A 14,732-nucleotide genomic window follows, 5' to 3' on the forward strand; every position below is an offset into this window, starting at 1 on the left:
TGCCAGGGAGGAATGAATCATGATGAAGTGGGAACAGCTCACCGCCGAGCAGCAGCACGAAGTGAACCGCCAGTTGGATACGATACGCCGCGGTGTGGCCGATATTGTACCGGAGGCGGCTTTGAAGCAGAAACTTATCCAATTTGTCGTAACCGGAGAACCGTTAAAGGTGAAGCTGGGCTTAGATCCTTCGGCTCCGGATATTCATATCGGACATACGGTCGTGCTGCATAAGCTGCGGCAGTTTCAGGAGCTCGGGCATGAGGTTCAGTTGATTATCGGCGATTTCACCGGCCGGATCGGCGATCCTACGGGCAAATCGGAGACACGCAAACAGCTCAGCGAAGAAGACGTAAAGCGCAATGCGGAAACTTACCAGAAGCAGATCTACAAGGTGCTGGATGCGCACAAAACCAAATTTTACTACAACTCGCAATGGCTTGGCGCGATGAACTTTGCCGATGTGCTGCAGCTTGCCGGCAAGCTGACGGTGGCGCGGATGCTGGAGCGCGACGATTTTGCCAAGCGGTATGCCGGAGGTCAGCCGATCCATATTCACGAGTTCTTTTACCCGCTGATGCAGGGTTACGATTCGGTTGCGCTGCATACCGATATCGAGCTGGGCGGGACCGATCAAACCTTTAACATCCTGATGGGCCGTACGCTGCAAAATGCTTATGACAGCGGGGAAGGGGACGGCCAAGTCGCGATTTTGATGCCGCTGCTCGAAGGTTTGGACGGCGTGCAAAAAATGAGCAAAAGTCTCGGCAATTATATCGGTATCGACGAGGCCCCCAACGAAATTTTCGGCAAAACGATGTCGATCCCGGATGAGCTGATGCTCAAATACTACGAGCTGACGACTTCGATTTCAAACGAGGAATTGGCCGGGCTGCGTCAAGGCTTGGAGGACGGTTCCGTCCATCCGCGCGACGCCAAGGTACGCTTGGCTAAGCAGTACGTTGCGATGTATCACGGGCAAGAAGCCGCGGACGAAGCGGAACAGCATTTTGTCACGGTGTTCCAGAAGCGTTCCTTGCCGGAGCAAATTGACGAGGTGACGCTTGCGGCGGACCAGTTGGAGGCGGGCACGATTTCCGTCTTCAAGCTGCTGACGGCGCTGGGACTTCAAGCATCGGGCGGGGAAGCCCGCCGCAGCGTTGCACAAGGCGCGGTGAAGCTGAACGAGCGCAAAATCACCGACCCGAACGAGCAGCTGCAGCCGCAGACCGGCGACATCATTCAAGTCGGCAAACGCAAATTTGCCAAGATCGTAATGCAGTAACACATACGCTGGCGAAGAGGACATACTCTTCCTCGGAAGAACAAATCCCCCTCTGGTTTGCATGTCTATGCGGCCGGAGGAGGATTTTTTTTACTATCCGGTGCTGATACAAGGATAATTACAACACTATGGAGTTGCCGCTGAGTTAGATTTTTGATCCGCATCGCGGCGTAAGCCGCTTTTTCAATGAGGGGTGGCGGCTCCCGCACTCCATCTCTCTCCCCACTCACGCATACGCAGCAGCACGCCGCTGTACTCCCATCCGCTTTCCGTAAGAGAATATTCCACACTGACCGGAACGGTCGGGAACACCTCGCGGTGCACGATTCCGTTTTGCTCCAGATGGCGCAAGGTGTCGGTTAATGATTTGATGCTAACCTCACCCAAACTTCGCCGCAATTGGTTGAACCGTTGAGGACCTTGGAACAACTGGACAATCACGAAATAGGACCACTTGCCGCCAATCACATCCATCGCTGCGCGAATCGGCACATAACAGGGAGACTCAGCTGCTGGATTCATAGCAAGGTACCTCCTTATTTATAGTAAGCTGCTCTAGCCAACTGAAGCATATAAAAATAAATTGCGTTCTTATGCAAGTATAACATTTGAATTATGCTCGTAATAGGAAATATGCGGCGCCTGTTGAAAAGGGACCAGGCGCTCGCCCCGTTATAGTTGGATACAGGGAGGAGCGCTTCATATGACGGAAACTCAAAATAAAACCATTTTGGTGTTTGGCGCTACGGGACAACAGGGCGGTTCGGTCGCCCGGCATCTGCTTGCGGGCGGGTGGAAGGTACGCGCATTTACCCGGGATGCAGCAGGAGCTGCAGCCAAAGAACTCGCGCTGCAGGGCGCCGAGTTATACGAAGGCGATATGGCTGACCGCGCCGCGCTGGAGCAGGCAATGCAGGACATATATGGCGTATTCAGCGTGCAACCTCCGGTATGGGATTTAACCGCGGTCGACGGGGAGGTTGAGCTGGGAAGCAACGTTGCTAATGCAGCGCGGCGAATGGGCGTACAGCATTTCATCTATGCGTCGGCGAGCGGTGCTGAAACGCAAGCGCATTTCCGCCCGCTGGCCAAGTGGGAGATTGAGAAGTATATCCGGGCTATCGGATTGCCGGCGACGATCTTGAGGCTGACGTTTTTTATGGAAAATTACGTGAGTCCGTATTCCGCTATCCGCGAAGGCGTTTATTCGGAAGCAATCGCCCCGGATGTACCGGTTCATTTGATCGCAGTTGACGATATCGGGGCATTCGCCAAACTGGCGCTGGATCATCCGCAGCGGTATATCGGCCGAACGCTGGAATTGGCCGGCGATGCGCTTACCCCTCCGGAAATAGCGGCTGCCGTTAGCCGCGCTACCGGGCAATCCATCGAGTATGCCCGGATTCCCATGGAGGTGCTGCGTGAGCAAAGCGAAATAGCGGCAAGCATCTACGAATGGCTTAATGCGAGAGGCCATGTGGCGGATCTTCCGGCATTGCGCGAATGGTATCCCGGTCTCACGTCGTTTGAAGCTTGGCTGAGTAAGAAAGGCGCGGCGGAGTTCGCCGCGATGTCCGGCCGGTAAACCGGCGAGTCCCCGTAATTGAATAAGGTGAAAAGCCATCCGCTTATCAGCGGGTGGCTTTTTAGCATTTCGTGAGAAGCCCCTTCGAGCACTTTCACCATGCCTGAATACAAGTTTTTTCTTACATGGAAATAAAAAGTTTGGCTTTTTTGTGATAAAAATATGAAGTCTTTGTGTAGGATTTCGTAAGATTCGGTAGGTGGGGGCTAAAATGAAGTCATCAGATGTTACCAATTCTTACACTGTGCTCCGGCGGCCTTATACAAGCGGTCTGCTGAAGCCCATTGGATTCATCGCTTTATCTGATAGAAAGGGGGGTTCTATGATCTCGTTTCAGCAAGTGGAGAAGCACTACGGCGAGTTTCATGTACTTAAAAACATCAATCTGGAAATCAGTCAAGGCGAAGTGGTGGTTGTGATCGGCCCGTCCGGCTCCGGTAAAAGTACGCTGCTTCGCTGTATCAATCGTTTGGAAGCGATTACGAGCGGACAATTGACCGTAAACGGCGTACAGGTGAACGACGGCAAAACCGATATCAACAAGCTGCGCCGCAACATCGGCATGGTGTTTCAACATTTCAACTTGTACCCTCATATGAAGGTGCTTGACAACATTACATTAGCCCCGATGAAGGTGCTTGGCATCTCAAAAAAGGAAGCCGAAGAAACCGCCATGTATTATTTGAACAAAGTAGGCATCGCAGACAAGGCGGATCGTCATCCGTCCCAGCTTTCCGGGGGCCAGCAGCAGCGTGTGGCAATCGCCAGAGGGCTAGCGATGAAACCGCAAATCATGTTGTTTGACGAACCGACTTCCGCGCTGGATCCGGAGATGGTCGGCGAGGTACTGGATGTTATGAAGACGCTTGCTCAAGAAGGCATGACGATGGTCGTCGTTACACATGAGATGGGTTTTGCCAAGGAAGTATCGGATCGCGTTGTTTTTATGGATAAGGGTCAAATTATGGAGGTTTCGCCACCGGAGCAGTTTTTCTCGAATCCGCGGGAAGAGCGGGCGCAATTGTTCCTTAACCGTGTGCTGAATCATTAAGGTTGTGCTTAAATACTTAACGATATGAGGGGAGTTTTGCTGAATGAAAACGAAAAAATGGTTAACGATGGGTGTCTCGATTGTAGCAATTTCCGCATTGATGCTGACCGCCTGCGGATCGAAGGATAGCGGCAGCGCAAGTGGAGGTTCCGCGGGAGCGAAATCGGCTTCGGTGATGGATGAAATCAAGAGCCGCGGCAAACTGGTGGTCGGCGTTAAATACGACACCAAGCTGTTCGGCTTGAAGGATCCGGCGAGCGGCAAGGTTGAGGGTTTTGACGTCGATATCGCCAAAGCGCTGGCCAAGCGGATTGTCGGCGACGAGAACAAGATTGAGCTGAAGGAAGTAACGTCCAAAACCCGGATCCCGATGCTCGACAACAAAGAGATCGATATGATTATCGCAACCATGACCATCAACGAAGAACGGAAAAAGCAGGTTGATTTCACCGATGTGTATTTCAAGGCCGGTCAATCGCTGCTTGTGAAAAAAGGCAGCCCGATCAAAAGCATCACCGACGTGAAAAAAGGCACCAAGGTGCTTGCGGTTAAAGGCTCCACTTCGGTAGACAACGTTAAGAAGCAAGCGCCGGACGCAACCGTGCTGGAATTCGACAACTATCAAGACGCCTTCAGCGCGTTAAAAGCGGGTCAAGGCGATACGCTTACGACGGACAATGCGATTTTATACGGAATGGCCGTTCAAGATCCCGGCTTTGAAGTAGTCGGCGAACCGTTTACCGACGAGCCATACGGCATCGCGATTAAGAAAGGCGAATCCGCGCTGGTTGCTAAAGTGAACGAACAGCTGAAAGCGATGCAGTCGGACGGCGAATACAACAAAATTTACGAAAAATGGATCGGCAAAACTCCTGCGAAGTAAAGCAAGTGGAGAAAAAGGAAGATGGGAGACCCCTCCGTCGCCCATCTTCTCATATTTCGGACAGAAGAGTAGAAAGGAGGATGTATCTTGCCCAATATTGACATTTTTACGGACTACTTCGATATCTATATGAAAGGTTTCGGCAATACGATTTGGGCCAGCGCGATCTCCCTTCTGGGCAGCTTTCTGCTTGGCACGATCATTGCCGTCTTCCGTATTACCAACATCAAACCTCTGCAATGGATCGGGACGGTGTACGTCGAATTTATCCGCAATATTCCGCTGCTGCTTGTGGTGTTTGTGTTTTTCTATGGACTGCCGGCCGTAGGGGTGACCTTAAGCGGTTTTGTATGCGGTACGATCGGTCTGACGATATATACGGCTTCTTTTGTAGCGGAAGCGATCCGCGCCGGCATTATGGCTGTAGCCAAAGGACAGACCGAGGCGGCAAGAGCTTCCGGTCTTACCTATATGCAGACGATGAGGCACGTTATTTTGCCGCAGGCGGTCAAAATCGTCATTCCGCCGCTCAGCAACCAGTTCATTAACCTGGTGAAAAACTCCTCCATCCTTGGCGCTTTCGCCGGATTGGACCTGATGTATTACGGCGATCAGGTAGCGAGCAAAACCTACGCTACATTTGATACGTACATTTTTGTCGCTGTGCTTTATTTGGTATTGACCCTTCCTTTGAGCTACATGGCATTGCATTTTGAGCGCAAACTGGCGAAGGCCGGCTAAGGGGGGAGCTTATGGATATCATTAACGCGCTTTCAGGTCATAATATTGTTTTTGTATTGGAAGGTTTTCTCGTTACCTTACGGGTGGCGTTTATCGCCATCGTGCTCAGCTTTATTATCGGCTGCATCGTCGGTACGGTTCGTTATACGAAGATGCCGGTTGTGTCTCCGATTCTCGCAGTCCTTGTAGAGCTGATTCGGAACCTGCCGTTATTGCTCATTATTTTCTTCACTCGCTTCGCCCTGCCGGATATCGGCATTAAGCTGGGCGTCGAAAACTCGGCCATCGTTGGTCTCGCCGTATTCGAGGCGGCGATGATTTCCGAAATCGTCCGCAGCGGTCTTGCCTCGATTGACAAAGGGCAGATCGAAGCCGCTCGTTCTTCCGGACTCGGTTACGTCCGCACGTTATGGCACATCGTGCTGCCCCAGGGGCTGCGCCGGATGATGCCGCCGATGGTGAGCCAGTTTATTTCGCTGCTGAAGGATACCTCCTTGGCGATTGTCATCTCCTTGCCGGACTTGATGCACAACGCCAAAATCGTTATCGGCCAAAGCTACAATTACACGATTCCGATTCTGGCATTGGTGGCGCTACTTTATTTTGCCGTCAATTACGCGCTGTCGCTTGCCGCCAAACGAATGGAGAATAAACTGGTGTAGGGGGTCTGGCGGGCGGAAGGAGATTGTGAATATGTATTCGTGATTGCGGTCATTTCGAGAAGGGATTGCCTCTCCACCGCTCGTGAAAACCGTATTTTTTTGAATTTACTTTTCGGTAAAAATACGGTTTTCAAGGCGGACGTAAACTTTACGAGGCAATTCCCTTGCCCTCCATGACCGCACGAATACATATTCACAAAAATTCCAGTCCCGCCAAACCCCTGGAGTAAAATATAAAATAAAAGCTAACCTCCACATTAACCGAGGTTGGCTTTTTCACAAATGCAGTGAATTAATATTTTTTGGAAAGTGCAGTACAATAAGAAGTACGGGTTGGGGATACATGTCCCGTTGGGTACTATTGTGTGTTCGCGGCGGAGGTTGGGTTATGGGATGGATGCAAAATCATGTTAAAAGCCAAGGCGTGCAAATCCTGATCATTGCGCTTTTTGTCGCTATCGCCGGGGAGTTTAAAATTACGCCGTTCAGCGGCGAGATCTTTCGCATCGGTCTGGGCAGCAGCACCTTCCTGCTGCTGTTATTGCTGATTCGCCAGCTGCCGTATATCAAAACAGGGATTGCGGTCGGCGTTACGGTGCTGCTGTTTCGGACTTTGCTTGATATTGCTTCTACCGATCACCTGATGCTGCTGGACAGTTTGCGTAAACATTTTTCCGCGATGCTGTATTATATTGTGTTTGCGATTGGCATGAGGCTGATCCAGGAACGGCTGCATGAGCTGCATCCGCTGATTCTTGGAGCGTGCACCGCTGTGATCGATTTTATGTCCAACGAAATGGAATTGATCGCCCGCAGCACGCTGTATCATTTGCCTTTTGTCCAGCCGTCGCAGTGGCTGCTGATTTCCGTGACCGCGGTGGTCCGCTGTTATTTTACAATCGGTTTGTACAGCAGTATTATGGTCAGCCAAATGCGCATTGTGCACGCCGAGCAGCAGAAGCGGATGGAGCAGATGCTGACGATTAACAGCGGTTTATACGGCGAGGTATTTTACTTGAAAAAATCGATGGACGCCATTGAGAAAATTACCGTAAAAAGCTACGATTTGTATTGCCGTTTGAACGAGTCGCCGGCAAGCAAAGATTACAGCAAGTCGATTCTTGAAATCACCCAGCAAATTCATGAGATCAAGAAGGATTCCCAGCGTATTCTGGCAGGCCTCATTAAGCTGACCGATAAGGAAACCGCTTCCGAATTGGCGCTTTCCGAGATCGTGCAGTTTGTCCTGAAATCCAATCAGGAATACAGCAGCATGCTGCGTAAAGAAATCCGGATGGAGCATGAGCTGCGCACGAATTATCCAACTTCCCATTACATACCGCTGCTGACGGTGCTGAACAATTTGGTGTCCAACGCCGTTGAAGCCATTGAGGTCAAGGGGACCATCCGCATTCAGGTGTACGCCTTGCTTCAAGATACGGTGTTTATTGTCAGCGATACGGGATCCGGCATTTCGGAACCAGATAAGGAAGTCGTGTTCGAACCCGGGTTTACAACAAAATTTAACCAAGAAGGCATAGCGGCCACGGGTATCGGGCTTTCCCATGTGCGTGACATTGTGAAGTCCTTCGGAGGTTCGATTGAGCTCAAACCCTACAAGCACACGGATGAGACCACTTTCGTAGTGTCGTTTCCAACTAAGGCGTTATATAAGGAGTGAGGCGAACCGATGCTTAGCTACTGTATTGTCGACGATGATGCTGTAAGCAGAAGGATGCTGCAATCGATCATTGAACAAAGCGGTCTTGGCGAGGTGGTGGCTACCGCCGGGAGCGGGATCGAAGGGGCCAGAGCGGTGCTGGATGCGGCCCCCGATGTGGTCCTGATCGATCTGTTAATGCCCGACCAAGACGGGATTGAAACGATTGCGCAGCTTCACCGCGAGGGTTATCAAGGCAAATTTGTGATGATCTCGCAGATCGAGAATAAAGAAATGATCGGCAAAGCTTATCAGGCCGGAATAGAGTTCTATATTCACAAACCGATTAACCGGGTCGAAGTGGAGGCCGTGCTTACCAAGGTCGGTGAGCAGTGGAAAATCGGACGGTATCTTCAAGAGATCAAGCAGTCGCTTGCCAAGCTGGACGTTCTAGGTTCGGATACGGGGAACAACCGCCGCAAGCCGACTGCCCGCGATATCGTTCAGCCGATTCTCATGGATATGGGCATTATCGGAGACAGCGGAAGCCGGGATATAATCGAGATCATCGAGTTTCTCGTATCGCAGCATAAAGAAGAAACGCTGCCTCCGCTGAAGGACTTGTATGAGGCCGCGGCTCGTGCCCGCATGCATAAATCGGACGGCTGCGATCCGGATAAGGACATGGTGGATAAAGAAGGGAAAGCTGTAGAGCAGCGAATCCGCCGTACGGTGATGTCTGCGCTGACCCATCTGGCCAGTATCGGCCTCACCGACTACGGGAATCCGAAATTCGAGCATTACGCGACGCTTTATTTTGACTTCCAGGATGTGCGGCTGAAGATGAAGGAGATCGATGAAGACCGTACGCAGGATAAGGGAAAGATTAACATTAAGAAATTTCTGCAGGTGCTTTATTTGCAAACGATGGATAAAATGAAGGGTTAGGAGTCTGTCCGACGAAGCAAAACGATGAATTTTTATTCAGCTGACCGTTACGACAAGAAGGGATTGCCACTCCACCGCCAATGAAAACCGTGTTTTTTATTTGATTTTACCTTACGGTAAAAACACGGTTTTCAAAGCGGACGTAGACTTTTCGCGGCAATTCCCTTCCCTCTGTATCGTCCTGAATAAAAATTCATCAACGTCAATCCGTCGGACAGACTCTATTGTAAAGCGGCTGTTCCCAGGTGTTTAGCCGGGGAACAGCCGTTTTGTTTTAATATCAGAATGTTTAACGCTTTACAGTGACAAAGCAAGAGGAGTACTCTTTCTGATGGAGGGAGAAGGTGGGACCCTAACGAACCGCGCTTACGCCTCGCTCGTGGAAACTGTTATATCACACGGAAAGGAATTTCCTTGGTAGCGGTGCGAAATTTCCGTCGCGGCGGGAAATCGGGCGTTGCGTAAGGAAGTAAGGAAACGTCTGACTGTCCGAAGGTAAAAGGTTTCCTTTCGATGGAAGAGATTGTCTTTAAGCCTGGTCATCCCGCGAATTTGCCCAGCAAGAAAGAACTGAGCTACTTTGGCAAAGAAAATAATTTCCTCACACAATGAAGTGAGTGGGCCGTTGTGCGATGGAGCGGGGCTATCCCGATACCGGATGGTTTTCTTCTGTCTAGGGTGGCAGCGGCATCAGGAAGAGGCGAACTAGCACAGAGTAGACCAAAGGGATGGGCAGGGGGTGGAGAAGCGCTAGCGTCCGCTTTTAAAATCGAGGCCCGACCACTCTAGATTGTTCATAGGGACTCGATTTTAATGGGCGGTCGGAATCCTCTGCTCATCCCCAACAAACGCGCAAAAAGTAGCCCATCGCACAAAAGAGACCGTCAGGGTGATTTTCCCTGAAGGTTTTTGTTTTGGCTTTTTTATTGTTGGACTAGTCAGTAGCCGTTTCCGTTAGAGATATTTGGTATAGCATATTAGTAGCTTTTTGCTTTGTGGAAGGGGAGTGGGCTTATGGAAGAAAGCAAGATGTTAAGCAGCGGCGAGCTGATGGATAAAATTTTGGAGGCTCTGCGCTGCAAGCAGCCGCTATCCGTTGTATCCGTTGGAGCGACAGAGTCCTTCGTCATGGCTCAATATACACTTATGCCGGAAGAGGAATTTATGAAGCATTCGGAAGCCGTTATTGCAAATAAAGGTGAAAAATCAGGTTTTCTGCACAGGGGCGTCCGTTTTCCTAATGTACAATTGCGAGATGAAGTTGTGGAGGCCGTTCGCCAAGCGGACATTATCGGTTATAACACGCTGATCCGTTTCAAGGATGCCGGCAGGCTGACGGAAAGGGTATTCAACGCATACGGCATTCAGCCCAAATATATTTATGAAGCTTATTTGCGCCGGGTCATCATGTTCTCGCAGAAAGATAAATTCGACCAAATGTTAGCCGGAAGGAAGGTGCTGCTCATTGGATCTCCTGCACAACAAGTGCGTGATACATTAAATAAGACAAGAAAGCACGCTCTTGGCTTTGAAATCGTCGGCACGGTAGCTATTGACGAATACGAGGATGTTCCGGAAGCGAAAAATCAGATCGACCGGTATGAGTTCGATTTGTGCCTGTTAGCTGCGGGAACAAACGCGCTTATATTAAGCGCGTATATCTCCAAGGTGCACGGTAAAGTAGCCTTCGATTTGGGCTCCGGGTTGAATAGTTTGCATACAGACGTCATTTACTCGGACTATTGGCTTGATCATCTAATCGGCATCAATAAATTGAGGGGAATGTAACGTTGTTCAGCGCCTGCATAAAGGGGGATTTACATGAGAAGGATAAAGCTTCTTATTACCACGGGAGACTTCAGCCGCTGGGTTTCTCCTCACTTTCACTACCTGCTTGAGGAGCTTGCCCGAATAACGGATTTGACGATTTGGCATAAATCGGGAGATATCCGGGACATAGTAAAACAGCTGTCTTTGCAGCCGGATTTTATTCTAATCAACGAGTACGGTGAGAAAAATTCACCGAAAATTTCCGGGCTCCAATCCTTGACAATTCCCTTCGGGGTTTACTTGCATGATCTGCATTACGACATCGAGCAGCGGAAGAAAGCCTTAATGAACGATAAGGTTCAGCACATTTTCAGCTACTATAGAGATAAATTTTTGCACTGGTTTCCCGAGCTGTCAGACCGTTTAAGGTGGCTCCCTCACCATGTGAATACAACCGAGGTATATAAAGATTACGGCCTCAAAAAGGAAATCGATTGGTTGTTGATGGGGGCTACTTATTCGTGTTATCCGCTCAGAAATCAAATGATCAAAGAGATGGAAGGAAAACCGGGTTTTGTTTACCATCGTCACCCGGGCTACCGCAACTACAACGAGAAGGATCAGGAACATTTTATCGGTCAACGTTATGCCATGGAGATGAATCGCGCAAAAATGTTTTTAACGTGCGACTCTATCTTTCATTATCCTCTTAGAAAATATTATGAGGTTCTAGCCTGCAATACGCTTCTCCTTGCTCCGTCGTCCAATGAATTGCGGGATTTGGGATTTATCCCCGGGGTTCATTTTGCGGGAGTGAGCGAAGCGGATTTTTTGGATAAAGCCGAATACTATTTAACGCACGAAAGCGAGAGGAAAGAGATTGCCAAGATGGGGTATGACATGGTGCAATCCACACATTCCACGGTCAAGCGGGCTGAACAGCTTGTCGGCATGTTACGTGATATTTTATGAATGAACAACAAAGCAAGTCGATAGGAATAGCCAGAGGAGGATGAGAGACACGTGTTCCCGCGAGATACGGAAAAATTACAGAAGTCGCAGGTGTATCGGAACCATCACAATGCATTTGTGGCGGCTCTCAATCGAATATGAATCGGTGGACAAATACAACGGTATCCATCATCATTTTGACAAGAAACGGCTTGGAGTTTACCCGGAGATGTGTGGAGAGTGTCATGAAGCGCACAAAAGAAAAATACGAGCTTATTTTCATAGATAACGCCTCCAACGACGGAACCGTATCCTATTTACGAAGCATTACCGGGGCAAAGCTGATATTAAACAAGCAGAATAAAGGGTTTGCGGGGGGCGCCAATCAAGGATTGGCTGCAGCCAGAGGAAAATACATTACCCTGTTGAACAACGATACGGTAGTAACCGAAGGATGGCTAACCCGCATGTTGTGGTGGCTTGGCAAGGACCGGTCCATCGGCATTGTGGGGCCAAGATCGAACAAAGTATTGAAGTCCCAACGCATCGACCGGGTAAATTTCAAATCTATTGATGAAATAGAGAGTTTCTCCAAGATTTGGTCGGAGGAGCACGACAAGGATGGTTATTGTACCGACAGATTAAGCGGGTTTTGCATGGTTTTCCATAGAAAGCTGGTTCAGAAAATTGGAGGTATGGACGAACGGTTCCACATTGGAAATTCCGAGGATATTGACTTTTGCATACGTACCATGATCAGCGGAAAAACTTTGTGGGTAGCAAACGATGTATACGTCCATCATTTCGGCGGAAGCACCTTTACTATTAACAATGAAGATCATCAGCAACTTTTAATGAACAACCGTAAATTACTTGGCGAAAAGTGGAATACCTCGACACCAACCGAGTTGCTGCCGATTGTTGAACGCGAGCGGCCATTTAATGTCAGCAGACATTATGTTTCCTATAAATAAATGGAAAGGTCTTGAAGGAAAATCTCCCTTCAAGACCTATTTTTTTCTTATATACTCAGGTGCTTTTCCGAAATCTATTCCCACTTTACCGGCGAACTCCGCTACCTTCTGGGCAAGGATCACTGCATTGACGCCGCAGGAAATAAGAGCAATATCGAATTGAGCTTTGTTTGCAGCAATTGTCTTTAACGTATTCTCCATCTGGCCATAGTGAGAAAACTTGATCGTCATGACAACCGTCAGATCAGGCTGTCTTTCTATTAATTTTCTCTTTAACTGTTCAGGGTACCTTGTAATAACAAGTATTCTCCTACCGCGCAGCAGCGCCCAGAACTTGCGTTCGCTCACAAGTTCTCGATTAACAACAGCATTGCACGTCAACTCCGGTCTAAGTTTGTAATGATGAAATATTTTATCCGTTAACTGGCGTTTGACGCCAGGAGAGGCAACGATAACTTTATCGTTAGGATCCAATAAACCTACCACATCCGCTTTCCTGATAGCCTCAACTAATGCGTCTCTTAAGTTTAAATTGGGCAGGGTAACTCCCTTGAAGCCTTTGTTTGCAAAAATAGCCCAGCGTTCAGCTAACACTTTGGAGATGCTCCAAACCGAATCCTGCGCCAGCACAATATTTTCCCCGTCTCCAACTCTAACCAGCGAAAAAGGCAGGCTGTGATCCAGGGCAAACCTTATCTTATTTAGTAAAGCAGCCTTATCCAAATTCCGCGAAGACATGAAATAGTCACTCCTTTGCAAAGATGCGATCAGGAGCTTTGCCAAAGTCTATACCTACCTTGCCTGCGAGCTCTGCCACCTTCTGGGCAAGGATAACGGCATTGACGCCGCAGGAAATCAAAGCGATATCAAAGCTGTCTTTCTTTGCCGCAATTTCCTTTAACGCACCCTCCATCTCGCTATAATGTGAAAATCGGATCATCATGGTAACCTTCAGCCCAGACTGTTTTTTTTCTAATTTCTCCTTTAGCTGTTCGGGGTACCTTGTAATAATCAGTATTCTTCTGCCCCGCAGCAGCTCCCAGAACCCGTGCTCGTTGACAAACATTCTATTTACAATTGCATTGCACGTCTGCTTCGGAGAAAGCTTGTAATAAGCAAGGATTTGGTCCGTTAACGGACGTTTGACATCGGAAGAAGCCTTGATGGTTTGATCATTAGGATCTAACAAGCCTACCACATCGGCTTTCCGGATAGACTTGATCAGTTCGTTTCGTAATCCTAAATTAGGGAGGGTAACGCCCTTTAATCCTTTGTTTGCGAAGATGGCCCAACGTTCTTTTAACACTTTGTCAATACTCCAAACCGAATCTTGAGCCAGCACAATATTTTCCCCGTCTCCGATTCTAACCAATGAGAAAGGCTGCTTATGATCCAATGCAAATCTTATCAGCTTCAGTATTGTGACCATATCCAAATTTGTTGGTTGAAACATTGAAAATTCCCCCTATACGGCCAAGCATGGAACATCCTTAAAAACCTATATATATTGATCCAATATTTTTGCAACTTTTGCTGGGTCCTCCTCAAATCTCCTGCCTCTGAGCAAATTTTGATTTAACGTATTCCGCTTATGAACAACGATCATGTAGTTTCGATTTCCGCTCTTTGATAATATTTCATGATTCAGTTTAATCACCGCCCCGTGTCCACCAGCAAATAACTTCTGCTCCTTTAAATAGTCCTGTGTCTTATAAATTAAAGTATAGAAAGGCGGAGACGGGAAATAAACGGGGACCACCCGATTTCTCGTGAAGTCATATAAATATCCGCTTTGGTTGATTAATGCGCAAGTCGTTTTCTTTGGCTGATAATCGCTTAATTGCTGAATGAGGGATTTGTGATACGTATCGTCACAATCCAGGCGTACAAAATAGAAATATTCATACCCGTTAATATGGTGGCAGATAAACTCATGGAAGTGGCTTCTGGGAATAAACTGAATATGGCTGGGGAGCGGCTCATATTTTTCAAGCGCTTTTCTTATTTGGTTTACAGAATCATCGGCATATTGAATCAGGGCGGTAAAATGCGGGTTTGTTTGTTTTTTTAAGCTCTGAAAAGTAAATTTCATAAATATGGACATTCTGTAATCAATCCATTCCTGTGTTAGCCCGATACTATATTTGTTGTCTATCCTGGACCTGGAATTAAACTCTATTCCGACAATGATTTTGGCATGGGACATCCTTCCTTGGCTCCTT

At 48.5% G+C, this 14,732-nt stretch carries 15 protein-coding genes; 11 read left to right on the forward strand and 4 right to left on the reverse strand.

Annotated features, from left to right (window positions below):
* Positions 1-22 precede the first annotated feature (22 nt).
* The gene (gene tyrS / locus EYB31_RS14125) at positions 23-1,285 is read left to right on the forward strand and encodes a tyrosine--tRNA ligase (RefSeq protein ID WP_131014075.1); all 1,263 of its coding nucleotides are present in this window, start codon (positions 23-25) and stop codon (positions 1,283-1,285) included.
* Between the two features lie 183 nt (positions 1,286-1,468).
* Here the strand turns inward: tyrS and EYB31_RS14130 are convergent, their stop codons facing one another.
* Positions 1,469-1,807 carry a winged helix-turn-helix transcriptional regulator gene (locus EYB31_RS14130; RefSeq protein ID WP_131013985.1) on the reverse strand — a complete coding sequence of 113 codons (339 nt, stop codon included), beginning with the start codon at positions 1,805-1,807 and terminating at the stop codon, positions 1,469-1,471.
* 181 nt (positions 1,808-1,988) lie between these two features.
* Between EYB31_RS14130 and EYB31_RS14135 the strand changes: the two genes are divergently transcribed.
* The 10 genes from EYB31_RS14135 to EYB31_RS14180 all read left to right on the forward strand — a co-directional run bounded on the left by EYB31_RS14135 (position 1,989) and on the right by EYB31_RS14180 (position 12,510).
* Complete coding sequence (locus EYB31_RS14135) at positions 1,989-2,870, forward strand: NmrA/HSCARG family protein (RefSeq protein ID WP_131013986.1); 882 nt, start codon at positions 1,989-1,991, stop codon at positions 2,868-2,870.
* Positions 2,871-3,192: 322 nt separating this feature from the next.
* The gene (locus EYB31_RS14140) at positions 3,193-3,921 is read left to right on the forward strand and encodes an amino acid ABC transporter ATP-binding protein (RefSeq protein ID WP_131013987.1); all 729 of its coding nucleotides are present in this window, start codon (positions 3,193-3,195) and stop codon (positions 3,919-3,921) included.
* Positions 3,922-3,964: 43 nt separating this feature from the next.
* Entirely contained in the window at positions 3,965-4,804 is an 840-nt protein-coding gene (locus EYB31_RS14145) for a glutamate ABC transporter substrate-binding protein (protein WP_131013988.1), read from the forward strand.
* A gap of 129 nt (positions 4,805-4,933) precedes the next feature.
* Positions 4,934-5,545 (forward strand): amino acid ABC transporter permease, encoded by a 612-nt coding sequence (locus EYB31_RS14150; RefSeq protein WP_131014076.1) that lies wholly within the window; start codon positions 4,934-4,936, stop codon positions 5,543-5,545.
* Positions 5,546-5,556: 11 nt separating this feature from the next.
* Positions 5,557-6,207 (forward strand): amino acid ABC transporter permease, encoded by a 651-nt coding sequence (locus tag EYB31_RS14155; protein WP_131013989.1) that lies wholly within the window; start codon positions 5,557-5,559, stop codon positions 6,205-6,207.
* Between the two features lie 388 nt (positions 6,208-6,595).
* Positions 6,596-7,888 (forward strand): ATP-binding protein, encoded by a 1,293-nt coding sequence (locus EYB31_RS14160; RefSeq protein ID WP_131013990.1) that lies wholly within the window; start codon positions 6,596-6,598, stop codon positions 7,886-7,888.
* 9 nt (positions 7,889-7,897) lie between these two features.
* On the forward strand, positions 7,898-8,815 hold the full coding sequence (locus tag EYB31_RS14165; protein WP_131013991.1) for a response regulator: 918 nt from the start codon (positions 7,898-7,900) through the stop codon (positions 8,813-8,815).
* A gap of 1,014 nt (positions 8,816-9,829) precedes the next feature.
* Entirely contained in the window at positions 9,830-10,603 is a 774-nt protein-coding gene (locus tag EYB31_RS14170) for a GT-D fold domain-containing glycosyltransferase (protein ID WP_131013992.1), read from the forward strand.
* A 33-nt stretch (positions 10,604-10,636) separates the two neighbouring features.
* Positions 10,637-11,557, forward strand: coding sequence for a glycosyltransferase (locus EYB31_RS14175; RefSeq protein ID WP_131013993.1), 921 nt, complete (start codon positions 10,637-10,639; stop codon positions 11,555-11,557).
* A 137-nt stretch (positions 11,558-11,694) separates the two neighbouring features.
* Positions 11,695-12,510, forward strand: coding sequence for a glycosyltransferase family 2 protein (locus EYB31_RS14180; protein ID WP_170318231.1), 816 nt, complete (start codon positions 11,695-11,697; stop codon positions 12,508-12,510).
* A gap of 36 nt (positions 12,511-12,546) precedes the next feature.
* Here EYB31_RS14180 and EYB31_RS14185 read toward each other — a convergent pair whose 3' ends face one another.
* Genes EYB31_RS14185 through EYB31_RS14195 form a run of 3 tightly spaced genes read right to left on the reverse strand, consistent with a single transcriptional unit; the run spans position 12,547 to position 14,716 of the window.
* Positions 12,547-13,248, reverse strand: coding sequence for a GT-D fold domain-containing glycosyltransferase (locus tag EYB31_RS14185; RefSeq protein WP_131013994.1), 702 nt, complete (start codon positions 13,246-13,248; stop codon positions 12,547-12,549).
* A 7-nt stretch (positions 13,249-13,255) separates the two neighbouring features.
* Positions 13,256-13,963, reverse strand: coding sequence for a GT-D fold domain-containing glycosyltransferase (locus tag EYB31_RS14190; protein WP_131013995.1), 708 nt, complete (start codon positions 13,961-13,963; stop codon positions 13,256-13,258).
* A 45-nt stretch (positions 13,964-14,008) separates the two neighbouring features.
* On the reverse strand, positions 14,009-14,716 hold the full coding sequence (locus tag EYB31_RS14195; RefSeq protein ID WP_165452418.1) for a glycosyltransferase: 708 nt from the start codon (positions 14,714-14,716) through the stop codon (positions 14,009-14,011).
* Between the last annotated feature and the right edge of the window lie 16 nt (positions 14,717-14,732).

The organism is Paenibacillus thalictri (genome assembly GCF_004307995.1).
GTDB classification, from domain to species: domain Bacteria; phylum Bacillota; class Bacilli; order Paenibacillales; family NBRC-103111; genus Paenibacillus_AF; species Paenibacillus_AF thalictri.